This is a genomic window from Nocardioides albidus, assembly GCF_006335005.1.
Classification (GTDB): Bacteria; Actinomycetota; Actinomycetes; order Propionibacteriales; family Nocardioidaceae; genus Nocardioides; species Nocardioides albidus.
In genome coordinates this window covers 11267-37679 of sequence record NZ_VDMP01000010.1, presented here as the reverse complement: position 1 = coordinate 37679, position 26413 = coordinate 11267, and the positions used below count along the sequence as shown (strand labels likewise).

Sequence of the window (26413 nt, the reverse complement as noted above, 5' to 3'; positions counted from 1 at the left end):
CTCCGCGGCCGAGCTCCTGCTCTACGGCATCGGCTGGCAGGTGAGCACCCCCTCGCCCGACGACGTGATCTACGAGGCCTTGGTGGGCGACGACGCCAACCCGGCGGTCGAGGGCTACGACCCGGACATCTCCGCGGAGCTCTACACCACCAACGGCGACACCGACACCCACGCCCAGGTGGCCCACGGCACGCTGGGCTTCACCCCGGAGATGACCACCTGCGAGACGGTGTCCGACTCCATCCCCGGCGACGAGTGGGAGGCCGAGGACTGCCTCTCCGGATTCAACTTCCCCGACGACGAGGAGCTGATCCAGGCCGAGTTCGAGAAGAACATCCCGTTCGCCCTGTCGGTGGCCAAGTCCACCCACGACCCCGACGACCCGGTCTCGGTCGTCGAGGACGAGGGCACGCCGCGCACGGCGGCCGACATGGTCTCCGACCCGTTCGCGGTCTCGCACGGCACCACCCAGCCGGTCGCGGTCACGGCCAAGAAGGCGCTCAAGGACCTGACGCTCAACTACTCCGTCAACGGCGGTCCGACGAAGACGGCCACGACGGCGCTGTGGAAGGGCGGCGAGCGGTACGGCGACACCCACCACGACTACTACGGCGAGTTCCGCGGCACGGTCACCGGCACGGCGTCCGGTGACTCGGTCAAGGTCTGGTTCACCGGGGTCAAGCCCGGCAAGGGCCCGGTCAAGAGCGAGCCGTTCACGTACACCGTGGCCGACGACATCGGCGGAGACGTGCTGATCCTCGCCGCGGAGGACGTCACCGGCGTCAGCCCGGTCCAGGGTGTGGCCAGCGCGAAGTACGCCGACGAGTACGCCGCGGCGCTCACCGCCGCCGGCTACAGCTCCGACGTGTACGACGTGGACGTCAACGGCCGCCGCGCTCCGCACCACCTCGGCGTCCTCTCCCACTACGACGCGATCGTCTGGGAGTCGGGCGACGACATCATCACCCGCGCCGCCGGGCAGCCGGGCGGCACGGCGGCCAAGCTGGCCCAGGATCTCGAGCTGACGGTCCGTGACTATCTCAACGAGGGCGGCAAGGCGCTGGTCACCGGCCAGTACAACCAGTTCGGCCAGGGCACCGGCCCGGCGTACTTCTACTCGCCGACGGCTCCGCCGGAGTGCACGGTCCGGGCCAACCCCTGCCTGCCCCTGGAGAACGACTTCCTGCAGTACTGGCTGGGCGCGTACAACTACGTGAGCGACGGCGGCACCGACCCCGCGACGGGCAACCCGTTCCCGGTCGAAGGCGACGCAGGTGCGTTCGACGGCTTCGCCGGCACCTTCAACGGTGGCGACAGCGCCGACAACCAGGGCCACACCGCGTCGTTGCTGACCACCTCGAGCTTCCTGCCCGAGGACGAGTTCCCGCAGTTCGCGAGCTCGGAGCCGATCGAGTGGGCCCGTCCCGGCGGTGCGCCGTTCGACCCGCACACCGGCGAGTGGTACATGTTCAGCCAGACGGCGGACCAGGGCTGGAAGCGGCTCAGCCGGACGGTCGACCTGACCGGCGCCACCTCGGGCGCCCTGAAGTTCCAGATGTCGCACGACACCGAGGCGGACTGGGACTACGTGGTCGTCGAGGCCCGCGAGGCGGGCACCGACAACTGGACGACGTTGCCCGACGCCAACGGTCACACCGCGCAGGGCACGGGTGAGTCGTGTGCGGCCGGCTGGACGGCGATCCACCCGTTCGTGTCGCACTACCAGGGCGCGGACTGCTCACCGACCGGGACCAGCGGGACCTGGAACGCCGCGACCGGCAGCAGCGGTGGGTGGCAGGAGTGGAACGTCGACCTGACGGCGTACGCCGGCAAGCAGGTCGAGCTGTCGATCTCCTACATCACCGACTGGGGCACCCAGGGTCTCGGCGTGTTCGTCGACGACACCCAGGTCGTCGTCGACGGCGCGGTGACCGCGGAGACGTCGTTCGAGGGCGACCTCGGCGGCTGGACCCCGTCCGCTCCGCCGGAGGGATCGCGCGTCACCAACAACTGGGAGCGCAGCCAGACCGCCTTCCAGGAGGGCGCCGGCACCACCACCGAGGACACCGTCTTCACCGGCTTCGGTGTCGAGGGTCTGACCACGGCGGAGATGCGCAACGAGTTCGTCGCGGCGGCCATGGAACACCTCCTGGACTGATCACTGGACTGATCACTGGACTGATCACTCCAGGAGCAGCAGCGCAGCAGGCCCCCGGCACCACGCCGGGGGCCTGTTGGCTGTCGGGGGCGTGTCGTCGCGTCAGCGGCGGGCCGCCCAGGCCACCAGCTCCCGCGCCGGCCCCTCGGGGGGATGCGCCCCGCCCTTCCACACCGCGTGCAGGCGGCGGGTGAGGTCGAGACCAGTGACGGTGATCCGGACCAGCCGGCCCGTGGCGAGGTCGTCGCGGACCGCGTGGGCGCCCACTGCGGCCGGTCCGGCTCCGGCGGCGACGGCGGCCCGCACGGACGCCGTACTCGAGAGCTCGAGGGCGGGCGTGGCGCGGGGCAGGTCGGCGAGCGCCCGCTCCAGGACGGTCCGGGTCCCCGACCCCGCCTCGCGGACGACGAGCGGGGTGGCCGCGAGCGTCTCGGCGCTCACCCGCCGGCGGGAGCGCAGCGCCCACGGATGCTGCGGACCGACGACTACGAGCAGCTCGTCGGTGCCGACCAGGCGGCGGCGCAGGCCGCGCGGCGCCTCCGGCCCCTCCACGAAACCGAGGACCACGGCGCCGGACTCCACCAGCTCGGCGACCCGCGCGGAGTTGGTGGCGGTCATGGTGACCTCGGTGGGCTGTTGGCCGCGCTGCCCCTGCTGCGCGCGCAGGCCCACGAGCCAGCCCGGGAGCAGGTGCTCGGCGATGGTCAGGCTGGCGGCGATGGCCAGGTGGCCGCGTCGGTCGGCCCGCAGAGCGGCGATGCCGGCGTCGAGCTCCTGGGCCGCCTCGAGCACCCGGCCCGCCCACTGGACGACGAGCTCACCGGTGGGCGTGAGCTCCGAGCCCCGCTTGCTGCGCGCCACGAGGGGCTCCCCGACGAGCGACTCCATGGTCCGCACCCTCGACGAGGCGGCCTGCTGCGTGATGCCGAGCTCGGTCGCGGCGGCGCCCAGCGAGCCGGTCCGCGCGACCCCGACGAGCAGCTCGAGGGCCCGCAGATCGGGGACGTGGGGACCGAGCACGGTCACAAGGATACCTTGTGAGCACCCAACCACAACCTCGTTCTGTGAGCGGGTCGAGCCGGCCAGACTTCTCAGCATGACCCTCCGTGTAGCGATCGTGGGCGGCGGCCCGGCCGGCATCTACGCAGCCGACATCCTGACGAAGGCGGCCGACCAGGGCGTCGACGTCTCCGTCGACATCCTCGAGCGCCTCCCCGCGCCCTTCGGCCTGGTCCGCTACGGCGTCGCGCCGGACCACCCGCGGATCAAGGAGATCATCAAGGCCCTGCAGCGGGTGATCGCCAAGCCCCAGGTGCGCTTCCTCGGCAACGTGGAGTACGGCGTCGACGTGAAGATCGAGGACCTGCGCGAGTTCTACGACGCGGTCGTCGTCTCGACCGGAGCGATGGGCGACCGCGACCTCGGCATCCCCGGCGAGGAGCACTCGCTCGGCGCCGCCGACTTCGTGTCCTGGTACGACGCCCACCCGGACGTCCCGCAGACCTGGCCGCTCGAGGCCACCAGCGTCGCCGTCCTCGGCGTCGGCAACGTCGCCCTCGACGTGGCCCGGGTGCTGGCCAAGACCGGCGACGAGATGCTCGTCACCGACATCCCCCCGCACGTCCACGCCGCCCTGAAGGCGAAGACCATCACCGACGTGCACGTGTTCGCGCGCCGCGGCCCGGCGTACGCGAAGTTCTCGCCGCTCGAGCTGCGCGAGCTCAACCACTCCCCCAACGTCGAGGTGATCGTCCACCCCGAGGGCTTCGACGTCGACGCGCACGGGATGGCGCACATCGCCGAGCACAAGTCGCAGAAGATGGTCCTCAACACGCTGACCAGCTGGGTCGGCGCGGAGCCGGTCGGCAAGCCGCACCGGATCCACCTGCACTTCGCCGAGGCGCCCGTCGAGATCCTCGCCGAGGACGGCCGGGTCACGACGCTGCGCACCGAGCGCACCCACTCGCCGAACGCCGACGGCAACGTCGAGGGCACGGGCGAGATCACCGACTGGGACGTGCAGCAGGTCTACCGCGCGATCGGCTACCGCAGCACCGCGCTGCCGGGCCTGCCGTTCGACGACCGCGCCGCCGTGATCCCCAACGACGGCGGCCGGGTCCTCGACCTGGACGGTACGCCGATCCCCGGCACCTACGTGACCGGCTGGATCAAGCGCGGCCCGGTCGGCCTGATCGGCCACACCAAGAGCGACGCCGCCGAGACGGTGGGCCACCTGCTCGCCGAGACGCGGCAGACCGCGACCGCCCGGCGTCCCGAGGACGTCGACGCCTACTTCGCCGAGCGCGACCTGGAGGTCGTCACCCACACGTCGTGGGAGCGCCTCGACGCCCACGAGATCGCGCTGGGCGAGGCCGAGGGCCGGACCCGGGTGAAGGTCGCGACCCGAGCGGAGATGCTGGAGGCCGGCCGCGCCTGACGGCGAGGCTCACCCGCCGATCTGCTCGGCGACCGCCCGCAGGTGGGCGACGCTGTCGAGCACGAACTGCTCGCGCTCGTGGTCGTCGGCCGGCTCGGCGAGCGAGGCCAGGGAGCGGCGCTCGCCCCGCTCGACCGCGCCCTCGTAGCCGCACGCGAGCCGGACGAGCTCGGCCATCTCCACGGTGGTCATGTCCGGCTGACCGGCGTGCCACAGCGGGTCGTAGAGCGGGATGGGCAGCTGGAAGCGGCGGCCCATGATGCCCTCGATCGACAGCGCCCGCCGGGGCGCCGCGAGCAGCGCGGACAACAGCGCGGGCCAGTCGATGACCCCCTGCCCGCACGGGGCGAGCACCCGGCACAGGCCCTCGTCGGTGAAGAACAGCGCGCCGTCGCGGACATGGGTCTGGCGCGTGTACGGCGCGACCCGCCGGGCCGCGGCCACCGGGTCCTCTCCCCGGATCAGCACGTTGGCGGTGTCGAAGGTGATCCCGAACGCGTCGGGGCCTCCCTCCTCGACCAGGCGGACCAGCTCGAAGGTCGTGATCTCCTCGTGCGTCTCGATGTTGAGGTGGGAGCCGTGCGCGCGCAGCACGGGCGCGAGCTGGGCCATCACCTTCGCCGTGGCGCGCAACTGGTCGTCCCAGGTCACGTCGGTGCGGTAGCGGTCGCACGCGAGCCGGCCGGCGAGATCGAACTTGTAGTTGGCCGTCGCCGCCCAGATCTCGTGGATCCCCGCGGCCGCGCACGCGGCGACGATCCGCTCGATGCCGAGCAGGTAGTCGCCGTCGCCGAGGATCCGGATCTCCGGCGCCTCCGGGGCCGCGAAGGGGTTGATCTTCGCCGCCCCGACCTCCAGGTAGAGCCCGAGGTCGTCGGCCTGCTCCCGCAGCGCGCGGAGCTCGCCGACGTCGAGCGCCGGGCTGAGCTCGAGGGCCGACCGGAAGAACACCCCCTCCAGGCCGACCTTCGCCGCCTTCTCCAGCAGCCACGCGGCGTCGGTGTCCGGGGGCGCGGGGAACTTCGAGCTGTCCGTGCCGATCCGGAACCCGAGGTCACTCCTCATCGAGGGTGTCCTCGCCCTCACCGGACAGGTCGACCAGACCGCGGCGGAACACGTTGTGGGGGTCGTACTCGTGCTTCACCGCGACCAGCCGGTCGTACTTGTCGCCGTACGCGTAGCGCGCGGCGTTCTCGTCGCCGGCGACGCTGGTGAAGTTGATGTAGGTGCCGTTCTTGTAGGGGTCCATCTCGGCGTCGAAGGCCGAGACCCAGTCCATCAGCTCGGGCGCCTCGGACGGGAACTCCCACTCCGCGCCGGCGCTGGCCATGAACTTCGCCGAGGTGCGGTCGCTGGTGGACGTCGACATCGGGTCGACCCGCGCCGCCTGTCCGCCCCGCGGGTAGAGCTGGTAGGGGCAGGCGAAGTGCGGGGCGATCGTCGAGCGGGCCTGCAGCGGGCGACCGGGGTAGGCGTCGGACCACTTGAGCACGGTGTCGATCGCCTCGTCGGGGAACTCGTTGAGCATGCTGTTCTTCCAGTAGCGGCGCACGCCGTAGCGGAAGTCGTCGTCGCAGGCGCCCTGCAGCTCCACGTGGGGGCTGCGGTACTCGGTGTGCCAGACCGGCGCCCCGGCGCCGAAGATCCCGTCGGTCAGCTGCCGGCTCTCGTCCGGCTCGCCCCAGTGGATGGTGGCGACCGACACGACCTGGCTGCCGCGGTACTTGGCCGGGACGACGGTCCAGAACTCCGGCACCTCGACGGTGCGCGCATAGGTCACGACGTTGTCGGGGGCGTCGTAGCTCCAGTCGCGGAAGTACTGCAGGACCCGCTTGCGGTCCTCGCCGACGAAGAACGCCTGGCGGACGTTGGCCTGCAGCGTGAAGGGCGTGTAGCGGAAGGTGAACCGGGTGGCGATGCCGTAGTTGTGACCGGCGCCGCGCACCGCCCAGAACAGCTCGGGGTGCTCGTTCTCGTTGACGGTGAGGATCCGGCCGTCGGCGACGACGAACTCGACCTCGACGACGTGGTCGGTGGTGAGGCCGTACATCCGCGACAGGTAGCCGGTTCCGCCGCCCAGGGTGAGCCCGGCGACGCCCGTGTGCGACACGGTGCCGGCAGGTACGACGACGCCGTGCTCGGCGCAGGCGCGGTCGAGGTCGCCCAGCCGGCAGCCGGCGCCCGCGCTCACGGTGCCGGCCTCGTGGTCGAAGGTGACCTCCTTCATCGGGCCGGTGTCGAGCAGCACCGCGCCGTCGATCACGGCTGTGCCGGCGAGGTTGTGGCCGCCGCCGCGGACGGTGACCTCGTAGCCGTTCTCCAGCGACCAGGTGAGGGCACGCGACACGTCCTGGGCGGTCCGGCAGGAGACGATCGCCGCCGGGTGACGGTCGATGTCGGCGTTCCAGACGTGGCGCTCGAGGTCGTAGTGGCGCTCGCCGGGCAGGATCACCGGGCAGTCGACGGCGCTCTTGAGACCGGCGAGGTCCGACTGCGTGCCGTTCGCGGTCGTGCTCATGGGATGTACTCCTTCGTGGGGTGGGTGTGTGCTCCGGCAGCGGTGACGCCGCGGAGGTGCCCGGCACTTCGGCGGAGGAATTCCTCCCGCGTGAACAGCCCGCCCGCCCGCAGCCTGGCTGCGTCGGGACGGTCGAATGAGCGGACGTGGTGCTCGTAGGCACCGACGCAGTCGAGGACCGCGTCAAGCTCGAGGGGGTCGAGGTCGGGGTGCGCGACCCGCCACCGCGGGTCGTCGTACCAGATCTGCATGGCCGGCTGGTGCGGTCCGGCCGGCTCGATGGTGAGGTGGAGGTCGGGGTTGGCGCCGAGCAGCGATCCGAGGACCTCGGCCCAGTCGACGACGCCCTCGCCGCACGGGACGAGGTAGCGGTCCGGCGCCTCGGGCCCGTGGACGATGACGACGTCGCGCAGGTGGCACATACGGGTGTACGGCGCCACGCGGCGAGCGGCCGCCTCGGCGGTCTCCCCGTGCACGTAGACGTTGGCGCTGTCGAAGGTCACGCCGACGACGTCGGGACCCACCGCCTCCACGAGGCGCACGACGTCGGGCGTGGTGATCTCCTCGTGGGTCTCGAGGTTGAGGCGGGAGCCGCACGCGCGCAGGACCGGCGCCAGCCGCGCGAGCAGCCGCTCGGTCGCGGCCAGCTGGTCGCTCCACGGGGCGTCGCGGCGGTAGCGGTCGTTCTTGTGCAGGCCGGGCAGGCCGGACTGGAAGTTGCCGGTCGCGGTCCACAGCTCGTGACAGCCGATCGCCGCCGCCGCCTCGATCATCCGCTCCATCCCGGCGACATAGCTGCCGTCGCCGAGTCGGCGGACCTCCGGCAGCTCGGCGGTCATGTAGGGGTTGACCTTGCCGACGCCCAGCTCGAGGTAGAGGCCCAGCCCGGCGGCGGTGTCGGCGACGTCGCGCAGCAGCCCGGCGTCGAGGGTCGGGCTCAGCTCGTAGACCGTCCGGAGCAGGACGCCGTCGAGGCCCTGCGCTGCGGTGTCGGCGAGCACCTGCTGCCAGGGCGCGTCGACGACGCCCTTGAGGGCGCGGTGGGGCGAGGGCAGCTTGACGTCCGCGCCGACGAGGGCACTCATGCGGACCTCCGGGCGGACGCCGCCTCCGCGCGCCGGGCGCGGTCGCGATCGGGCTCGGGGATCGGGATCGCCGCCAGAAGGCTGCGCGTGTAGTCGTGCTGCGGGTCGTCGAACACGCCGGCGCACGGGCCGTTCTCGACGACGACGCCGTGCTGCATGACCATCACGTCGTGGCACAGGTGGCGCACCAGCGCGAGGTCGTGGGCGACGAAGACCACCGCCAGCCCGAGCCGCTGCTGCATGTCGAGCAGCAGGTTGACGACCTGGGCCTGGACCGACACGTCGAGCGCCGAGACCGGCTCGTCGCACACGAGCACGCGGGGACCGACCGCGAGCGCGCGGGCGATCGCGATCCGCTGCCGCTGGCCCCCCGAGAAGGATCGGGGGAAGCGGTCGAGGACTGTGGCCTCGAGACCGACCAGCCCGAGCACCTCGACGACGCGGTCGCGCCTGGCCTGCTTGGTCGCGGCCGCGCGATGGATGTCCAGCCCCTCGCCGACGATCGCCTCGACGGTCATCCGCGGGTTCAGGCTGGAGTAGGGGTCCTGGAAGACCATCTGCACGTCGCGCCGGAAGCGGCGCCGGGTCTCCCGGTCGGCGCCCGCGAGCGGCTGCCCGTCGAAGAGCACCTCTCCCGCGTCGGCGCGCTCGAGACCCACCACGCAGCGCAGGGTGGTCGACTTGCCGCTGCCGGACTCGCCGACGATCCCGAGGATCGCCCCCGGGCCCACGCTGAAGCTGACGTCGTCCACCGCCCGCTGCGGCGCGCGGCGGCCGCCGAACGTCTTGGTCAGGCCCCGGACGTCCAGGATCGGAGTCGCCTCCGGGGTGCTCGGTGTCATCGGGGTCCCTCCTCGGCGGCGGTGAGCGGGTGGTGGCAGGCGACGTCGGCGGCGCCGATGCGCCGCGGCTCGGGCAGGACGGTGGCGCAGTCGCTCTCGGCGCGGGCGCAGCGCGGGTGGAACGCGCATCCGCCGGGGCGCGAGGCCGGCTGGGCCGGGCTGCCCGCGATCGGCGCGAGGGCACCGTCGCGGTCGACCCGCGGCACGGAGGCCAGCAGGCCCGCGGTGTAGGGGTGCCGGGGCGTGCGGTAGAGCTCGCGCACCGGTCCGCGCTCGACGCCGCGGCCGGCGTACATCACCGACACGCGGTCGGCGAAGCCGGCCACCAGGCCGAGGTCGTGGGTGATGAGCACGACGCCCATGCCGATCTCGTCGACGAGCGAGTCGATCAGCGACAGGACCTGCTCCTGAACCCGGACGTCGAGTGCGGTCGTCGGCTCGTCGGCGATCAGCAGGTCCGGGTGGGCGACGATCGCCATGGCGAGGCAGACCCGCTGGCGCATGCCGCCGGAGAACTCGTGCGGGTAGGACCTCATCCGCCGGGCGGCGTCCGGGATGCCGAGCATGTCGAGCGTCTCGACGCTGCGCCGCCGGGCCTCGGCCCTGCCGACGCCGTGGACGCGCAGCGCCTCCATGACCTGGCTGCCGATCGTGCGCACCGGGTTGAGCGTGGTCATCGGGTCCTGCAGCATCAGGCCGATCCGGCGGCCCCGGCGGGCGCGCATCTCGGCGCCGCTCAGGGTGAGCAGGTCGGTGCCGTCCAGCAGGATCCGCCCGCTCACGGTCGCGCGGTGGTCGAGCCGGAGCAGCGCACGGGCGGTGACGGACTTGCCGGAGCCGGACTCGCCGACCAGGGCGACCCGCTCCCCCTTGGCGACGGTCAGGTCGAAGCCGGAGACGATCTCGACCGGTCCGGCCACGGTGGGATAGCTGACCCGCAGGTCGCTGACCTCGAGGACCGGGCGGGGCGTCACCCGCTCGCCGGGAGCGGGCACGGGGACCTCGGTGTTGAGGCTCACGATGTCGAGACCTTTCGTGCGGCTCATGACAGGGCGGCTCATGACAGGGCCGCGTCGGGGTGGTTGCGGGTGCGCAGCGAGTCGCCGGTCAGGGCGAAGGCGAGCGCCGTGAGGGTGATGAGCAGGCCGGGCACCACGGAGATCCACCAGGCGCTGGTGAGATAGCGGGAGCCGGTCTCGACCATCGCTCCCCACTCCGCGCTCGGCGGCTGCGCGCCGGCGCCGACGAAGGAGAGGCCGGCCATGATGAGCGTGGCGCCGCCGATCTCCAGGGTCGCCTGCACGTAGACGCCGTCGAGCGAGTTGGGCAGGACGTGGCGCGTCATCAGGCGCCACCGGCCGGCGCCCAGGACGCGGGCTGCCTCGACGTACGGCGAGGTGATCACGGTGCGCATCTCCGCGCGGGCGATGCGGGCGAAGCCGGGCCACCAGGCCACGACCATCGCGATGACGGCCGAGCGCAGGCTCGGTCCGAGTGCGACCGCCACGCCGAGCGCCATCACCATGACCGGCAGCGAGAGGGTGATGTCGCAGAAGCGCATCACGATGTCGTCGACCCAGCGGCCGCCGATGGTGGCGATCGAGGCGACCAGGATCCCGATCAGGGCCGCGCCGGCGACGGCCATCAGCGCGCCGAGGATCGAGGCGCGGGTGCCGGCGAGGGCGCGGCTGAGGACGTCGCGCCCGAGCCCGTCGGTGCCGAGGAGGTGCTCGCCCGACGGGGCGCGCAGGGCCTGGCCGAGGTCGACGGAGTAGGGGTCGTGCGGGGCGATCAGGGGACCGACGACCGCGAGCAGGAGCAGCACGAGCACCGTGCCGTAGGCGATCCGGTCGATCCACGGCGTACGACGGCGCGCGCGTCGGACGCGGGGCGCGGCGTGCACGCTGGCGAGGGTGGTGGTGCCGGTCATGCGGAGGCCCTCCGGGTCTCGAGCAGGCGGACGCGCGGGTCCGCGGCGAGCTGGACGAGGTCGACCGCCAGGCCGACGAAGGTGACGATCACGCCGACCACCAGCACCATGCCGATGACCGCGAACGTGTCCTTATGGGCGACCGCCTGGGTCAGGTAGCTGCCGAAGCCGGGGCGGCTGAACACCGTCTCGACCATCACGGCGCCACCCATCATCCAGCCGACCTGCAGCCCGATCAGCGTGCTCACCGGCGCGATCGCGTTGCGCAGCCCGTGCTGCAGCAGGACGGTGCGCTCCCGGGCGCCCTTGGCTCGCGCGGCGGTCACGTGGTCGGCCTCGAGGGCGGTGATCATCGAGCCCCGGACCACGCGGATCACGAACGACATGAACGGGATCGCCAGCACCGCCGCGGGCAGCACCAGGTGCGCGAGGGCGTCGGAGAAGGCGGTCAGGTCGCCGGCGAGCAGGCTGTCGACGGTGACGAAGCCGGTGCGGCGCGGCACCTCGACGCCGAGGGTCGAGACCCCCGAGATGGGCACCGCACCGAGCTTCCGGCCGATCAGGGTCTGCGCGATCATGGCGAGCCAGAAGGTCGGCAGGGCGCCGCAGAAGATGGCCGCGAGCCGGACCGAGTTGTCGACGCGGGTCCGGTGCCGCGCCGCTGCCCAGACGCCGAGCGGCACGCCGCAGGTCAGGTTGATGACCATGGCCAGCCCGACGAGCTCGATCGTGTAGGGGATGAGCTGCTGCAGGTCCCCGAGAACCGGCTGGAAGGTGAAGATCGACGTCCCCAGGTCGCCGTGGAGCAGCCGTCCCAGGTAGGCCAGGTACTGCTGGACGATCGACTCGTCCAGCCCGAGCCGCTGGCGCACGACCTCCACCTGGGCGGGGGTGGCCGTGACGCCGGCGGCGGCCTGGGCCTCGTCGCCCGGGATCGCCTTGATCAGGAGGAAGACGATCGTGACGACTCCCCACAACGTCGTGACGAGCAGCGCGAGCCGCCGTCCGAGATAGCGGGCGAGAAGGGACGGCGACATCGCTCGCTCAGTCCTCCATCCGGTAGGTCTGCGGCATGTAGCCGGTGTGGGCGGGGTAGAGCTCGACACCGGACACGTTCTCGGGCACGACCACGGTGGTCACCTCGTCGGCGACGGGCATCGACGCGGAGTCGTCGACCAGCATCTGCTGGACCTCCTGGTAGAGGTCGCAGCGCTCGTCGGCGTCGCCTGTGGCGTTGGCCTGGTCGAGCAGCTTGTCGACCGCCGGATCGGCGTACTGCCCGAAGTTCGTCGAGGTCTCCCGGAACTTCGAGTGGTAGCGGGTGGTCAGCAGGCTGCCGACGTCCGGGGTCGGCGGGTTGTCCCAGATGACCGCCATGTCGGGCGTCGTGGCGACCGCGCCGAGGGACTCGATGTAGGTCGGGTAGTCGACGGTCTTGAGCTTCACGCTGACTCCGAGGTCGCGCAGGGTCGACTGCAGCGCGGTGGCCGCGTCGGCCTGCTCGGCGAAGATCGACTGGTAGGCGAGGGTGAGCTCCTTGCCGCTCGCCGCGAGCCCGGCCAGCAGCGCGCGCGCCTCGTCGAGGTCCTGCTCGAACGACTCGATGTCGGGCCGGCAGTCCATGACCGCCGGGGCGACGCCGCTGGCGACCGCGCCGTGCCCGCCGAGGATGGTCTCGGCGTGGGCCTGGTAGTCGTAGGCGCGCCGGATCCCCTCGCGGACCTTGGGGTCGTCGAACGGCGGGCGCTGGGTGTTGAAGTAGACGTAGAGTCCCTGCGCCTTGGCGAGCTCGACGGAGGTGAGCCCGTCACGCTCGAGCACCGCCTCGAGGTCCTGCGGCTCGATGCCGTCGGCGACGTCGATGTTGCCGGCCAGCATCTCCTCGCGCTGGGTCGAGCTCTCGGGGATCAGCCGGTAGACGATCTGCTCGGGGGCGGCGTCGTTGACCTCGCCGGTGAAGTCGTCGTAGCGGTCGAAGATGATCTGCCGGTTGGGCTTGAAGTCGTCGAGCGTGTACGGCCCGCTGCCCGCCTCGTTGGAGGCGAGCCAGGACTGACCGTGGTCGCTGCCGGCGTTCTTCTCCACCAGCTTGGAGTTGACGATGTAGACCTTGGCCAGGCCGCCGAGGAAGATCGACGACGGGCTGGCCAGGTTGATCCTCACCTCGGTGTCGCTCACGACCTCGGCCGAGGCGTAGTCGGAGAGGAACTGCGCGACCCCGACGCCGAGCGCCTTCGCCCGGTCGAGGGTGTACTTGACGTCCTCGGCCGTGACCGGGGCGCCGTCGTGGAACTTCGCGCCGTCGCGCAGCGTGAACGTCACCGAGCGCGCGTCGTCGGCCACCGACCACTCGGTGGCCAGGCGGCCCTGCAGGCTGCCGTCGGGGTCGTAGTCGACCAGCGACTCGTACATCGGGACGACCGACTGGTCGACCGTGCTGTTGTCGGCGAGGACGGGGTCGATGCTCGGCACCGTGCCGTCCACGCCGAAGGTGAGGGTCGTGTCGCCGGCAGCACCCGAGTCGCTGGGATCGGCAGCACAGGCGGTGACGGTGCCCAGGGCGAGGGCGGCGAGGCCGAGGCCGAGCGCCCTCTTGGTCCGAAACGTGCTCACTCCGTGCTCCTTCTCTCCGTGTCGGCCTGTGAGCCACCTCACTCGGCCTGTATACATAGGAGACCATAGCGGCGCGGAGCCACACAACCCTTCGTCCTAACTTTCTAAGCACTTACATATCGATTTCAGGCTTGATAGCCTGGATCCAGGCCGAAAACTGCCGCCGACCGACCGTGAGCCCTCGGGATTCCCGAGACGCTTTGGTATACGAGGAGACGATCGTGACCGAGTTCCCCACCCTGAGCACCGCCGAGCGGGAGCGGCGCTACACCGCGCTGCGCGCCCTCATGGATCGCGTCGGCGTCGACGCCGTGCTCGTCTCCGGCCAGGGCCGCGACCAGCTCGACCGCTACCTCACCAACGAGGGGACCCGCAGCTACTGCGTGCTCCCGCGCCACGGCGAGCCGGTATCCGTCGTACCGACCGGCAACATCACGCTCGGGCGGTACGACGAGCCGGGCAGCCGCTACGAGCGGTGGGTCACCGACCAGCGGCTGACCCGCCCGGGCCACCAGCTCGGCGACGTCCTCGCCGACCTCGGACTGACCACGGCGACCATCGGCGTGGTCGGACTGCGCAGCCGCGCGCCGGCGAGCGTCGCCGGCACCATCCCCTTCGGCACCTGGCAGCGCGTGCTCGACCGCCTCCCCGAGGCCACCTTCGTCGACCTGCACGCCGAGTTCGAGCAGCTGATGCTCGTCCACAGCGAGGAGGAGCTGACGATGATCCGCCACTCGGCGGCGATCGGCGAGGCGGCCTGTGCGGCGATGATCGCGACCGCCGGGGCCGGCGTACGGGAGGCGGAGATCGTCGCGGCCGGCATGCAGTGCGTGACCGCGGCCGGGGGGCTCTGGCTCAACGGACCGCAGCGCAGCGGCGCCGAGCGGCTCGGCTGGGCAGGCCCCGACTGGCCCTGGATGGGCGGCGGCTCGCGGGTGCTCGACAAGGGCGATGTGTTCGGGGCCGAGCTGTTCACGCTCTACGGTGGCTTCGAGTCCCAACAGAAAAANTGTTCACGCTCTACGGTGGCTTCGAGTCCCAACAGCAGGTGGAGATCTCGGTGGGCGAGCCCGACGAGGTCCACCGCCGCCTCGAGGAGGTCGCCATGGACGCCTACCGCCGCGGCGTCGACTACCTGCACGTCGGCGGCACCTTCGCCGAGCTCTGCGCGGTGATGGAGCAGCCGCTGCGTGAGGCCGGCGCCTGGAACATGGGGCCGGTCGTGCAGACCGTCTCCCCGGTGATCTACAACGGCGCCACCCACGTGGGCCTCGACCTGCAGCCGGGCCTCGCCGGCGTCCCCCTCCCCCACACGACGCCGCGCGACGGCGACTTCGTGATCGAGCCGGGGATCGCGTTCGCCTTCGAGCCCAACGCCTGTCTCGACCGCTCCCGGGTGAGCATCGGCGGCACCGTGATCGTGACCGACCACGGCGTCGAGGAGCTCAACTCCCTGTGCCTGCGCGTGAATGTGGTGTGAGGCGATGACCATCCCCCTGCACGACCACGAGACCGACGTCGACGACGACCTCCTCGTCGACCGGGTCTACGCCGACCTCCTCGAGCGGATCGTCTCCGGGTCGCTCGCCCCCGGAGAGCGGCTGCGCGAGGTCCACCTGGCGACCCTGCTCAACGCGTCCCGGATCCCGGTCCGCGAGGCGCTGCGACGCCTGGAGTTCGACGGCCTGGTCGAGATCCGACCCCGCCGCGGCGCCACCGTCCGCCAGCTCACCATCGCCGACGTCGAGGAGCTCTTCGACGTCCGCGAGGCGCTCGAGGTGCTGGTCGCGCGGCTGGCGGCGCGGCACATCTCCGAGTACGGGATCGCGCGGCTCGACGAGGCGCTGGCGAGGAGCGAGGAGGCGCACCAGTCGGGCGACGAGCGGAGGATCGCGGCCGCCAGCGCCGACTTCCACGAGGTGATGCTCGAGCTGACCGGAAGCAGTCTGCTGAGGTCGCTGATGCGGATGGTCTCGGGTCGCGTGCACTGGCTGTTCCGGCTGACCACCTTCCGCGGCGACCACGGCCACCGGGCCGAGCACGAGGCGCTGCTCGACGCGATCCGCAACGGTGACGAGGAGATCGCCGCCGCGCTGGCCTACGCGCACGTCGCGCGGGGACGGCGTCCGACGCTGGAGGCGCTCGCGTCCACGCTGGACCGGTGAGTCCGGCCGATCCGAGGGTGAATCCGGGGGTGAAGTAGCCCGACTTCCCTCGCCCGGCGCGACCGGGTGCGGTTGCGTGAGCACTGGCGGCGCCGACGTCGCCCGTCCCGACCAGGAGTGCTCCCGATGAACCTTCGCCTCGCCGACGCCCAGAACCAGCCCTTCGCCAGCGAGGAGGCCTGCACGTCGTACGCCGCGCAGGGAGGCGTCGTCCAGCCCTACAAGGCTGTCGTCGACTCCGACGGCGACACCGTCAGCGATGCCGACGAGCTCGCCATCGGCCAGCGCGCCGACGTCTACAACGGCGTCGACTGCCGCACCGCCACCCCGCGGATCGCCGCCGGCGCGGACCTGAGCGGCTGCGTCCTGCGCTCCGCGGTCCTCCCGACCTTCTTCCTCTGGGGCACCGACTTCGAGAACGCCGACCTCACCGACGCCGACCTGATGGGAGCGCAACTCGACCAGTCGAACCTGTCCGGGGCGAACCTGTCGGGTGCCGACCTGAGCTTCGCCTATGTGAACAACGCCAACCTGGCCGGGGCCGACCTCACCGGCGCCCACCTCGCCCACGCCCAGCTCGCGTCCTACCTCGTCGGCGCCGACTTCACGAGCACCGACCGCTCCGACGTCCTCTGGATCACTCCCTTCGGGTCCGCCACCTGCCCCGACGGCACCGAGGCCTTCCTCAACGAGGGAGGCACGTGCGAGGGACACCTCTTCGACATCCCGTGAGCCGCTGGGCCCGATCCGATCCGGGCCGACGCGGCGGTGGCGGGTGGCGAGCGTGGGGCGCGCCACCCGCCACGTGATCCGCCGGGGTGGTGGTGGGCACGCGCTGGGGGGCGCGTCCACCGCCACCTCGGCCCGGATCCGGCTCCGCGGGCGCCGCTCACGCGTCGGCGAGCAGCCCCCACTCGCGGGCCCGCAGGACCGCCTCGGCGCGCGAGGTCGCGCCGAGCTTGGCGTAGAGGGAGCGCACCTGGGACTTGACGGTGTTCTCCGAGACGAAGAGCGCGCGGGCGATGTCCTCGCGGGTCGTCTCCCGGTCCAGCTGCTCGAGCACCGCCCGCTCCCGCTCGGTCAGCCGGACCAGCTCGACCGACGCGGGATAGACGTCGGGCCGGTGCAGCGCAGCTCGCCTCGCCGCCAGCGGCGCGGCCTCGGGGACAGCGGCGGCCAGCTCGTCGAGGGCCGCACGCGGGACGCCGAGGAGCGCCGACGTGGGGCCGCGGGCGGTGAGCATCCCGGTCACCCGCTGGGCGGTCGCTGCCGCGTGGGGCAGCCCGAGCCGCAGCTCGGCGACGGCCTGGATGAGCAGCCCCTCGACACGCGCGCGGCGGGTCAGGTCGGCGTCGGCGGTCATCGCCACCACGACGGCCCGGGCCCGCTCGTCGTCGCCGGCGAGCAGCGCGACACGCGCCTCGGTGAGGCGGCCGAAGTACGTCGTGGGGCGGGTCGCGGACACGGCCGCGAGCGCGCGGTTCCCGCGGCCCAGCGCGAGCTCCGCCTCGCCGCGGGCCATGGCGACCAGACCGGGGTGCACTCCGTCGCCCTCGCAGTTGCGCGGGAAGAGCGCCTCCACCTGCTCCACCAGGACCAGGGCCTGCTCCGGCTCTCCGCACAGGACCGCGTGCCGCGCCAGCGCCCACACCACGAAGGCCCACTGCTCCTCGCGCTCGGACACCCCGTCGAGCGCGGCGGCGGTCTTCTCCATCTCGTCGGGGTCGAGGGTGTCGAGGGCGACGATGAAGTCGACGAGGTCGCTGCCGCGCGCGGCGATCGACTCCGCGAAGGCGCTGGTCCGCGGCTGCTGGTCGGCCCGGACCATCCAGTCCTTGGCCGACTCCGGCTCCCCGGCGAGGGCGGCGTCCACGGCGTACCGCAGAGCGGCGCCCCGGGCCGCGAAGCCCGAGCGGTCGTGGGCGCGCTCACGCCAGGCCGCGCCGAGGGCCCAACGAGCCGTCCCGGGGTCGTCGGCGAGCTGCGCGGCCAGACCGGCCTGGAGGTAGAAGAAGGTCTTGAGGTCGGTGACGTTGTTGCCCGGCATCGGCCCCGGGCTCAGGCCCAGCCCCATCAGCGGCGCCCGGCCGACCACCTCGGCCGCGGCCCGGGCCATCGCGCAGGCCGCCCTCGGTCGGCCCTGCAGCCGACGCGCCATCACCGCCAGGCAGACCCGGCCGACGAACTCCCGGAGGTCGTCGCTCGCGGCGAGGCCCTCGATCTCGGCGCGCTCGGTGGGGACATGGAGGGGCACGGTGCCGATCGGGGCAGCGCCGAACATCTCCGCCAGGGTCCCCGCGAGCGGCGACGCACGCCGCACCGCGGCCGGGAGGCTGAAGGCCACCCGGGAGAGCACGCCGAAGTCGCCGTGGAACATCAGCGTCAGCCAGGACTCCTCCAGCATGCGCACGCACGTCGCCCAGTCGCCGCGCTCCTGGGCCGCGGCGAGGCCCGCGGAGGTGTCCACCGGACTCTCGCTCATGCGGGCACGACGAGGTCCGCGAGGCAGAGGGCAGCGAGCGGAGTACTGCGGCGGCCCCCCATGATGGCGCGCATGGCCGCATCCTAGGGACGCCGGACCCCCGGGCGTGGCGGAATCATAGGTTGGACCGGTGAGCCGTCCCGTCATCCTCCGCGTCCCGCCGCTCAGCCCGCAGCTCCACGCCGCCGTCGGCGAGCGGTACGACGCCGTCGACCCCGCCGACCTCCCGACCCGCGCGGGCGACGTGGTCGGCATCGTGTCCAGCAACGCCGGGACCGTCGACGCCGCCCTCATCGCCTCCCTGCCGCGCCTCGGCGTGATCGCCAACCACGGCGTCGGCTACGACAACATCGACGTCACCGCCGCGCTGGCGCGGGGCGTCGCGGTCAGCAACACCCCCGACGTGCTCGACGACGCCGTCGCGGAGACGGCGCTCGCCCTGCTGCTCGCCGTACGCCGCCGGGTGGTCGTCGCCGACCGCTTCGTCCGTGCCGGCCGGTGGCCGGAGGGCGCCTTCCCGCTGACCGACCAGGTCGCCGGCAGCCGGGTCGGGATCCTCGGCCTGGGCCGGATCGGCCGCGCCGTCGCGACCCGGCTGGAGGCCTTCGGCTGCGCGGTGAGCTATCACAACCGCCGGGAGGTGCCGGACGCGCCGTACCCCTATGCGGCCTCGCCGGTCGCGCTGGCCGCCGGCGTCGACAGCCTCGTCGTGGTGGTGCCCGGCGGCGCCGGCACCGAGGCGCTCGTGGACCGGGCCGTCCTCGACGCCCTCGGCCCCGACGGCGTGCTGATCAACATCGCCCGCGGCTCGGTGGTCGACGAGCCCGCGCTGGTCGCCGCCCTGCAGGAGGGCCGGCTCGGCGGCGCCGGCCTCGACGTCTTCGCCGACGAGCCGCAGGTGCCCGCCGGGCTGGTCGCGCTGGACACCGCGGTGCTCCTCCCCCACATCGCCTCCGGCACCCACCCCACGCGGGCCGCGATGCGCCAGCTGACCCTCGACAACCTCGCCTCCTGGCTGGCCGACGGCACCCTGCTCACCCCGGTGCCCGAGATGGGCTGAGTGCACATGGAGTCGTCTGCCGGCACCTGGCACGTGCAGATCACTCCGCAAGCCCGTCACTCTTCCGGCGGGCAGCGCGGGCAGCGTCGCGTGCCGCCCGTCCAGCCGCGTCTGCGCAGGATGATCGCGATCTGTCGGGCTGTCCGGCATGGCGTGCGGAACACCATCCCGTAGGTGACCCGCACCGTCTCCATGTCGCGGTGTGCCTTCTCGGCGAGGTCGCGAAGGGCGTCCGCGTCGTACGCCGCCGCGGTGTCGTGCGTCGTCCGACCGTCCGCTTCGACGATGAGCCCGTAGGCGTCGTACCTCACGTCCTGCTCGGTACGCCGCCCGGTGGCGGCGCTCGCTGCCTGGCGCCTCCCGCGGGGCAGGCCGTGGGCCCGCTCGACGAGATGGAGGTATCCGCGCTCCAGCACCGAGGACGCGCCCGTGCGCAGGTCCTCGACCATGCCCTCGATCACCCGGCGTCCGGCGACGCGGGCGCGGGTGCGCAACGCCGCGGCGATACCGTCCGGAGTCGCCCGACGCCCCCGTCCGAAGCAGGCCCGGGCCAGCAACGCATAGGCCTCCGGCTCGTCGCCTGCGGCGACCAGCCGGGCCATCGCGTCGACGACCGCTTGCTCGATCTGCAGGCGGGGCGGTTCGACGCCGGGCTGGAGACGGTCCGCCAGGTGACGGACCTGCTGGATCCGGACCCCCGGCGGAGCCTTGACCTTCCGTCCGTGCTCCACGGCCACCGTGATCGGGGCGCCGGTCTCCCAGGGAAGGGCTGCGGTGTCCGCGAGCGCAGCCGGCCACGCCGCCAGGACCGCCACCCACTCCCGCTGCGCGCGACCGAGCGGTCCGGAGTGAACCACGTAGACCCCCGGGTGCGCGACGGTCAGCTCGTGCCGCCGGATCATCCGCTCGATGTCGTTGTCGCTCGCCCCTGCCGCGAGCAGCTGGAAGCGCGCCACCACCCCGGACTGCACGTACTCCACGAGGTACGCGAGGCCGGAGTCGCCGAGCTCGAACCGGACGGTCACGCTCCGAGCATCGACCTCCTGCGGCTTCGCCGCCTCCCGCACGGCACAGCCTGTGGACAACGTCAGTAGCTGAACGACGTCGCGCCCTCGTCGCCGATCCACTCCCACATCGGGATGGTGCCGCCGATCTCCGCGCCCTTGATCAGGTTCTCCGGGTCGAGCGCCTTGGCGTTGAAGCACAGCGGGCACACCAGGTAGGTCCCGCCCGCGGCCAGGTAGCGCTCCAGCAGCTCGGGCAGGCTCGGGCAGCCCTCGCACGAGCGGCCCACCGCGACGCCGGGGACGGCGAGGCGGACGGCCTCCTTGGTCAGGAACATCAGGGTCGGGCGCCCGTGCTCGGCCGCGCCGAGCGCGACCAGGAACGCCACGGTGACCCGCTCGGGGTCCTCCATCCCGGTGGCCAGGCTGACCACTGCCTTGTTCGACATCGTCGTCTCCTTCGTCGGTGCGGCGGGTGTTCGCCGATGACTGCGACGCTAGGGACGGCGAGGGGGTCGGGGCATCGGTGCCGACGCGCAGCCGCAACCACCCGGACCGCTCGACGCGTACGCGTCAGTGGTTGGGGACGATCCCGAGGACCCGGCAGACGGCGGCGGCGCGCGCCGTACGCCCGGACAGGCCGAGCTTGAGATAGACGTTCTGGAAGTGCCGCTCGACCGTGCGCACACTGAGCGTCAGCCGGTCGGCGATCGCGGTGTTGTCGAGCCCGTCGGCGGCGAGCAGCAGGATCTCGCGCTCGCGGGCCGACAGGTTGGTGACGGGTACGACGACGCGGTCGGCCTCGAGGAAGGAGGCGACCTCGTCGCGGAAGACCGGCCAGGCGGGCTCGTCGGCGAGCAGCACGTGGTTGCGCGAGTCGAGCATGACGAGCCGCGCGTCGGGGATCGCCGCGGCCAGGCGCGGCCCCCAGCCGGAAGCGACGCGGTCGCCCTCGGCGTGCAGGACCAGCGTGGGTGCGGCGATGTCGGGGAGGAGCTCGCGGACGTCGACCGCGTGGCGCGCGATCCTGCTGCACACGGCGTTCTCGGTGTTGGTCGAGGTGCGCTGCAGCTCGTCCATCCAGACCATCTGCTGCTCGGTCGCGTCGGGGATGAACGCGTTGGTGAACACCCGGCGGAACAGCGGGTCCGGCCGCGCCCAGCCGGCGCGGATCATCGCGCGGAACGCCTCCTCGGCCTCCTCGTCCGCCTGCTGCAGACCGCCGCCCGCCATGCCGCCGTAGAGCACGAGCCGGCTCACCCGCTCCGGGTGGGCGTGGGCGTAGGCGATCGCGACGGGTGCGCCTCCCGACATCCCCATGACCGCGAACCGCTCGAGCCCGGCCGCCTCGACCAGGGTCTCCAGGTCGGCGAGGCGCCGCTCGAGGGAGAAGTCGGCGACCTCCCACTCCGAGAGCCCGAACCCGCGCTCGTCGTACCTCACCACCGTGGCGATGTCGCCCAGGTCGTCGAGGAAGTGCCGCCACACCGGGCTCTGCCAGTCGTGCTGGAGATGGCTGAGCCAGCACGACACGATGAGCAGCGGCGGCCCGGCCCCGTGGCGCGCCCACGCGAGCCGCACGCCGTCGTCGGTGCGGCAGAAGCGGACCTCCTGGGTCACGGCGCTCGCCACGATCGCAGCGTACGTCGGTCGTTCGCCGGGCGACGGCGTTTCGCGCGTCCTACAGTGACGAGGTGAGCGACTCGAGCTGGCTCGCCTCGATGCCGGAGACCTATGACCGCTGCCTGGGCGGGGCCGTCTTTGCGCCGTACGCGGCGGACATCGCGCTCCGGGCGGCCGCCCTCCGCCCGCAGCGGGTGCTCGAGCTGGCCGCCGGGACCGGAGTCGCGACCGCCGAGCTCGTCGCCGCCCTGCCCGGCGCCCACATCATGGCGACCGACCTCAACCCGCCGATGGTCGCGCACGCACGCACCCGCGTGCCCCGAGCGGCGTGGGAGGTCGCCGACGCCTCAGACCTCGCGTACGCCGACGACTCCTTCGACGTGGTGGTCTGTCAGTTCGGGGTGATGTTCCTCCCCGACCGGGTCGCCGCCTACCGGGGTGTCCGACGCGTCCTGGCACCCGGCGGCTCCTTCCTGTTCAACGCCTGGGACTCGCTCGAGACCCACGAGGTCGAGGCTGCCGTCATCGAGATCTTGGCCGAGCTGTTCCCCGCGGATCCGCCGCAGTTCCTGCGCCGCACGCCCCACGGGTACGCCGATCCCGACCGGATCCGCGCCGACGTCGAGGCCGCCGGCTACGAGCAGGTCGAGGTGGAGCGAGTCGCGCTGCGCGGCCGCTCACCGTCCGCCGCCACCTTGGCCGAGGGCTACTGCCTCGGCACTCCCCTGCGCTTCGAGCTCGCCGAGCGGGGCGCCCCGGCCGACCTCGTCGCGCCACTCACCGAGGGCCTGTCCCGCCGGTTCGGCGACGGCCCGGTCGAGTTCGGCATGTCGGCCCACGTCGCCCGCGGCCGGCGGCCGATCCACGAGGCCTGAGTCCCGGCGACAACCTTCCGGCGGCGCCAGCGAGTCATCCCCGTGAGGGCACATCCGGTGCCCCTACCAGGAGGTGTGACGATGCAAGCCTCGAGGATCACGGCGCCCGTCGGGGCGTTCCTGCTGGCGGCGGTGCCCGCGCTCGCGGCGGCGGACGCGGTGACGGTCGACCACGGCCACGGCCCCGCCTATGTCTACGACGCGACGTACGCCGGCGTGCGGACCCAGGTGCACAGCCGAGCCCACGACGGGGTGACGGACGTCCGGCTGATCGTCGACGGGATGCCCGCCGGCCGACGGTTCGGAGCGCACGTGCACCTGCGGCCGTGCGGCCCTCTCGGCTCCGACGCCGGCGGCCACTACCAGCACGGCGACGCGGGACTGCCGCTGGCGGAGCGGGAGATCTGGCTGGACTTCACGCCCGACGCGGACGGGCACGGCGTGGCTCGGGCGAGGGTTCCGTGGCTGATCGCCGCGGGCACCGCCGGCTCGGTCGTCGTGCACGCGGCGCCGACCGATCCTGTCACCGGTGCCGCCGGCGCGCGCCTGTTCTGCACCACGGTGCCGTTCGGCCAGTGACCCGACCGTCGCCCCCGTGCGACGATGACGATGCCCGGTCGGACCGGGTGAGGTGAGCCCATGGACAGCTCCGTCGAGCCGGGGAGATCCGGCGTCGCCGTGGACTTCGACGATTTCGTCGCGGCCCGGTCCACGCAGCTGCTGCGCACGGCGTACCTGCTCACCCGGGACCACGACCGGGCCGAGGACCTGCTGCAGACGGCGCTCGCGAGGGCCTGGCTGTCGTGGCACCGGATCGACACGGACCCGGAGGGCTATGTCCGCAGGATCCTGGTCAACACCTACGCGACCTGGTGGCGACGCCGGTGGAACGGCGAGACGCCGACCAGCCGCCTGCCCGAGGCGGTCGACGAGCACGGCCGGGCCGAGGACGACTCGCTGCGCCAGGACCTGTGGGCGGCCCTCGGCCGGCTCCCCCGCGGCCAGCGTGCGGTGATCGTGCTGCGCTACTTCGAGGACCTGACCGAGGCGGAGACCGCGCGGCTGCTCGGTTGCTCGCTCGGCACGGTCAAGAGCCAGACCGCGCGCGCGTTCACCCGACTGAGGATCGACGACGCCCTGCTGGAAGGGAGGCGACCGCGATGAGCATCGAGGAGCTCCGCGCCACCCTGCACCAGCAGGTCTCCGGTCTGGTCGACGACGACGTCGCCGGCCGCGCCGATGCCGCACGTGACCGGGCTCGGGACATCGTCCGGAGGCGCCGGATCACGGCCGCCTCCGTGGCCGCGGCCCTCGTCGCCGTCGCGCTCCTCGGCGCCGCCCTGCTCGGCCTCGACCCGCTGCGCCGGAGCGCGCCCGTGGTCGAGGTGCCGCAGCCGGACCAGGTCGGCGTGGACGCGTTCGCCGGCCGGACCCCGCTCGAGTCCCGCGAGTCGCACGACGGGTCGGAGGTCACCCTGTCCCACGACGCCGACGGCCCGACCCAGTGGACGGCCACGTGCTTCGGCGTCGGCGCCGACTACACCCTGCACGCCACCCTGGACGGCGCCAGCCCCGGCGAGGCGCCGTGCGAGGTGGCCGAGCCGCCCGAGGCGCTCCTCGGCTACGTCCTCGACGACCGCTTCGCCGACGGGAAGCACACCTTGCGGCTGTGGATCACCCGCACCGGCAGCGGCGCCGTCACCGCACCCGACGCGGTCCTCGTCGCCGGCGTCTTCCGCCTGCCGGAGCCGGTCGCCGTCGTCGCGGGAGTCGGCGTCTACGACGTGGAGCGCGTCTTCGACCCGTCACGCGGCACCCTCCGGGAGTGGGCGTACGCCGGGTCCCAGGAGTCGCAGCCGGGCGACCGGCGCCTGGACGCCACCCACGAGTCGAGCACCCAGATGGTGGCCCAGCTCGTCGTACCCGACGTCGAACCCGGTGTGGACTCCGGTGTGGATCCCGGCGTGGTCCGGCTCCTCGTCGACGGCGTCGAGGTCGACGCCGGACCGGTCCTCGCGGGCTCGGGCTACCTCGCCCCGCTGCCGCCCGGACGCCACACCGTCAGCGTGCGACTCCGCGGCGGCCCCGACCAGCCCCGGCCGTTCGGGGTGGTGTGGCGCGAGGTCAGACCCTGAGGCCTCTCGCCGCGTCTGGATCCCCTGTTGAGTTGCCACTTCCTCACCGTCGAGTTGCCACTTCCTCACCGTCGAGTTGCCGTCATCGCCGCGAGGGCGGCAACTCGACGGTGAGTTCGGGGCAACTCAACCGCGAGTTTGGGGAAACTCGACGGTGAGTTCGGGGCAAGTCAACGGTCGGGTCAGCCCATGTGGGGGTAGCGGTGGTCCGTGGGCGGGACCAGGGTCTCCTTGATCGAGCGCGGGGAGGTCCAGCGGAGCAGGTTGAGCGGCGAGCCGGCCTTGTCGTTGGTGCCGGAGGCACGACCGCCGCCGAAGGGCTGCTGGCCGACGACGGCGCCGGTGGGCTTGTCGTTGACGTAGAAGTTGCCGGCCGCGAAGCGCAGGTGGTTGCTCGCCCAGTCGATGGCGGTCCGGTCGGCGGCGAGCACCGAGCCGGTGAGGGCGTACGGCGCCGCCGACTCCGCCTGCTTGACGACGTCCTCGAAGGCGCCGGGCCGGCTGTCGTCGTACACGTGGACGACGAGGATCGGGCCGAAGTACTCGGTGGAGAACATCTCGTCCGAAGGGTCCTCGGCGACCACGACCGTCGGGCGCACGAAGTAGCCGACGCTGTCGTCGACCTCGCCGCCGGCCACGACCTGCAGGCCGTCGGTCGCCTTGGCCCGCTCGATCGCCGCCTTGTGCTTGGCGAAGGCGCGGGCGTCGATGACGGCGCCGGTGAAGTTGGTGAAGTCGGCCGGGTCGCCGACGGGCAGGGCGTCGGTCTGCGAGGCCAGGTCGGCGCCCATCCGGGCCCACAGCGAGGCGGGGACGTAGGCGCGCGAGGCGGCCGAGCACTTCTGGCCGCAGAACTCGAAGGCGCCGCGGATCAGCGCCGTGCGCAGCACGTCGGGGTCGGCCGAGGGGTGGGCGATGACGAAGTCCTTGCCGCCGGTCTCGCCGACGAGCCGCGGATAGCTGCGGTACGACGACAGGTTCTCCCCCACCGAGCGCCACAGCCGCTGGAAGGTCGGGGTGGAGCCGGTGAAGTGGATGCCGGCCAGGTCGGGGTGCGCCAGGGCCACCTCGGAGACGGCGAGTCCGTCGCCCGGGAGCATGTTGATGACGCCCGGCGGCATCCCGGCCTCCTCCAGCAGCTCCATCGTCAACGACGCGGCGAACTGCTGGGTGGGCGACGGCTTCCAGATGACGGTGTTGCCCATGAGCGCGGGCGCGGTCGGCAGGTTGCCCGCGATCGCGGTGAAGTTGAACGGCGTGATCGCGTAGACGAAGCCCTCGAGCGGGCGGTGGTCGGTGCGGTTCCAGATGCCGGGGCTGTTGGCGATCGGCTGCTCGGCGAGGATCTGGCGGGCGAAGTGGACGTTGAACCGCCAGAAGTCGATCAGCTCGCAGGCGGCGTCGATCTCGGCCTGGAACGAGGTCTTGGACTGGCCGAGCATGGTGGCGGCGTTGAGCCGCTGGCGCCACGGGCCGGCGAGCAGCT

Annotated in this window: 23 protein-coding genes and 1 pseudogene; 10 read left to right on the top strand and 14 right to left on the bottom strand. The window is 72.6% G+C overall.

Annotation, left to right across the window (positions count from 1 at the left end; all coding sequences use genetic code 11):
* Positions 1 to 2158, top strand: a pseudogene (locus FHP29_RS00840) (immune inhibitor A domain-containing protein); the annotation flags it as partial.
* 102 nt (positions 2159 to 2260) lie between these two features.
* Here FHP29_RS00840 and FHP29_RS00835 read toward each other — a convergent pair.
* On the bottom strand, positions 2261 to 3178 hold the full coding sequence (locus tag FHP29_RS00835; protein WP_205013773.1) for a LysR family transcriptional regulator: 918 nt from the start codon (positions 3176 to 3178) through the stop codon (positions 2261 to 2263).
* A gap of 76 nt (positions 3179 to 3254) precedes the next feature.
* Between FHP29_RS00835 and FHP29_RS00830 the strand changes: the two genes are divergently transcribed.
* Positions 3255 to 4595 carry an FAD-dependent oxidoreductase gene (locus FHP29_RS00830; protein WP_139620980.1) on the top strand — a complete coding sequence of 447 codons (1341 nt, stop codon included), beginning with the start codon at positions 3255 to 3257 and terminating at the stop codon, positions 4593 to 4595.
* A 9-nt stretch (positions 4596 to 4604) separates the two neighbouring features.
* Here FHP29_RS00830 and FHP29_RS00825 read toward each other — a convergent pair whose 3' ends face one another.
* Genes FHP29_RS00825 through FHP29_RS00790 form a run of 8 tightly spaced genes read right to left on the bottom strand, consistent with a single transcriptional unit; the run spans position 4605 to position 13583 of the window.
* Positions 4605 to 5660, bottom strand: a complete 1056-nt coding sequence (locus tag FHP29_RS00825) for a sugar phosphate isomerase/epimerase family protein (protein ID WP_139620979.1) — start codon at positions 5658 to 5660, stop codon at positions 4605 to 4607.
* Positions 5650 to 7113 (bottom strand): FAD-binding oxidoreductase, encoded by a 1464-nt coding sequence (locus FHP29_RS00820; protein WP_139620978.1) that lies wholly within the window; start codon positions 7111 to 7113, stop codon positions 5650 to 5652. The genes FHP29_RS00825 and FHP29_RS00820 overlap by 11 nt, the downstream gene beginning before the upstream one ends.
* A complete protein-coding gene (locus FHP29_RS00815; protein WP_139620977.1) occupies positions 7110 to 8198 on the bottom strand; it encodes a sugar phosphate isomerase/epimerase family protein in 1089 nt (362 codons plus the stop codon). Before FHP29_RS00815 ends, FHP29_RS00820 begins: the two co-directional genes overlap by 4 nt.
* Positions 8195 to 9040: an ATP-binding cassette domain-containing protein gene (locus FHP29_RS00810; RefSeq protein WP_139620976.1), complete on the bottom strand. Its 846-nt coding sequence runs from the start codon at positions 9038 to 9040 to the stop codon at positions 8195 to 8197. The genes FHP29_RS00815 and FHP29_RS00810 overlap by 4 nt, the downstream gene beginning before the upstream one ends.
* Positions 9037 to 10086, bottom strand: coding sequence for an ABC transporter ATP-binding protein (locus FHP29_RS00805; RefSeq protein WP_139620975.1), 1050 nt, complete (start codon positions 10084 to 10086; stop codon positions 9037 to 9039). Before FHP29_RS00805 ends, FHP29_RS00810 begins: the two co-directional genes overlap by 4 nt.
* A gap of 11 nt (positions 10087 to 10097) precedes the next feature.
* The gene (locus tag FHP29_RS00800; protein ID WP_139620974.1) at positions 10098 to 10970 is read right to left on the bottom strand and encodes an ABC transporter permease; all 873 of its coding nucleotides are present in this window, start codon (positions 10968 to 10970) and stop codon (positions 10098 to 10100) included.
* Positions 10967 to 12007 carry an ABC transporter permease gene (locus FHP29_RS00795; RefSeq protein ID WP_139620973.1) on the bottom strand — a complete coding sequence of 347 codons (1041 nt, stop codon included), beginning with the start codon at positions 12005 to 12007 and terminating at the stop codon, positions 10967 to 10969. The genes FHP29_RS00800 and FHP29_RS00795 overlap by 4 nt, the downstream gene beginning before the upstream one ends.
* 7 nt (positions 12008 to 12014) lie before the next feature.
* Positions 12015 to 13583, bottom strand: coding sequence for an ABC transporter substrate-binding protein (locus tag FHP29_RS00790; protein WP_158296433.1), 1569 nt, complete (start codon positions 13581 to 13583; stop codon positions 12015 to 12017).
* Positions 13584 to 14058: 475 nt separating this feature from the next.
* On the opposite strand from FHP29_RS00790, the gene FHP29_RS23320 reads away from it, so the two are divergent.
* The 3 genes from FHP29_RS23320 (at position 14059) to FHP29_RS00770 (ending at position 16480) form a co-directional block, all read left to right on the top strand.
* Complete coding sequence (locus tag FHP29_RS23320; RefSeq protein ID WP_476703654.1) at positions 14059 to 15063, top strand: M24 family metallopeptidase; 1005 nt, start codon at positions 14059 to 14061, stop codon at positions 15061 to 15063.
* A 4-nt stretch (positions 15064 to 15067) separates the two neighbouring features.
* The gene (locus tag FHP29_RS00775) at positions 15068 to 15748 is read left to right on the top strand and encodes a GntR family transcriptional regulator (protein ID WP_139620969.1); all 681 of its coding nucleotides are present in this window, start codon (positions 15068 to 15070) and stop codon (positions 15746 to 15748) included.
* Positions 15749 to 15874: 126 nt separating this feature from the next.
* Positions 15875 to 16480: a pentapeptide repeat-containing protein gene (locus FHP29_RS00770; protein WP_139620968.1), complete on the top strand. Its 606-nt coding sequence runs from the start codon at positions 15875 to 15877 to the stop codon at positions 16478 to 16480.
* A 157-nt stretch (positions 16481 to 16637) separates the two neighbouring features.
* On the opposite strand, the gene FHP29_RS00765 is transcribed toward FHP29_RS00770, so the two are convergent.
* A complete protein-coding gene (locus FHP29_RS00765; protein ID WP_139620967.1) occupies positions 16638 to 18230 on the bottom strand; it encodes a LuxR C-terminal-related transcriptional regulator in 1593 nt (530 codons plus the stop codon).
* A 130-nt stretch (positions 18231 to 18360) separates the two neighbouring features.
* On the opposite strand from FHP29_RS00765, the gene FHP29_RS00760 reads away from it, so the two are divergent.
* Complete coding sequence (locus FHP29_RS00760) at positions 18361 to 19290, top strand: 2-hydroxyacid dehydrogenase (RefSeq protein WP_139620966.1); 930 nt, start codon at positions 18361 to 18363, stop codon at positions 19288 to 19290.
* Between the two features lie 56 nt (positions 19291 to 19346).
* Here the strand turns inward: FHP29_RS00760 and FHP29_RS00755 are convergent, their stop codons facing one another.
* The 3 genes from FHP29_RS00755 to FHP29_RS00745 form a co-directional block, all read right to left on the bottom strand.
* Entirely contained in the window at positions 19347 to 20315 is a 969-nt protein-coding gene (locus FHP29_RS00755) for a hypothetical protein (protein WP_205013772.1), read from the bottom strand.
* Between the two features lie 62 nt (positions 20316 to 20377).
* Positions 20378 to 20743 carry a DsrE family protein gene (locus tag FHP29_RS00750; protein ID WP_139620965.1) on the bottom strand — a complete coding sequence of 122 codons (366 nt, stop codon included), beginning with the start codon at positions 20741 to 20743 and terminating at the stop codon, positions 20378 to 20380.
* 124 nt (positions 20744 to 20867) lie between these two features.
* Entirely contained in the window at positions 20868 to 21926 is a 1059-nt protein-coding gene (locus tag FHP29_RS00745) for an alpha/beta fold hydrolase (protein WP_205013770.1), read from the bottom strand.
* A gap of 62 nt (positions 21927 to 21988) precedes the next feature.
* On the opposite strand from FHP29_RS00745, the gene FHP29_RS00740 reads away from it, so the two are divergent.
* The 4 genes from FHP29_RS00740 (at position 21989) to FHP29_RS00725 (ending at position 24927) form a co-directional block, all read left to right on the top strand.
* Positions 21989 to 22792 (top strand): class I SAM-dependent methyltransferase, encoded by an 804-nt coding sequence (locus FHP29_RS00740; protein ID WP_205013768.1) that lies wholly within the window; start codon positions 21989 to 21991, stop codon positions 22790 to 22792.
* Positions 22793 to 22873: 81 nt separating this feature from the next.
* Entirely contained in the window at positions 22874 to 23371 is a 498-nt protein-coding gene (locus FHP29_RS00735; RefSeq protein ID WP_139620964.1) for a superoxide dismutase family protein, read from the top strand.
* A 60-nt stretch (positions 23372 to 23431) separates the two neighbouring features.
* On the top strand, positions 23432 to 23956 hold the full coding sequence (locus tag FHP29_RS00730; RefSeq protein ID WP_139620963.1) for a SigE family RNA polymerase sigma factor: 525 nt from the start codon (positions 23432 to 23434) through the stop codon (positions 23954 to 23956).
* Positions 23953 to 24927: a hypothetical protein gene (locus FHP29_RS00725; RefSeq protein ID WP_139620962.1), complete on the top strand. Its 975-nt coding sequence runs from the start codon at positions 23953 to 23955 to the stop codon at positions 24925 to 24927. Before FHP29_RS00730 ends, FHP29_RS00725 begins: the two co-directional genes overlap by 4 nt.
* 182 nt (positions 24928 to 25109) lie before the next feature.
* Here FHP29_RS00725 and pruA read toward each other — a convergent pair.
* A partial coding sequence (pruA, locus tag FHP29_RS00720) for an L-glutamate gamma-semialdehyde dehydrogenase (protein WP_240044218.1) occupies positions 25110 to 26413 on the bottom strand: 1304 nt, incomplete at its 5' end.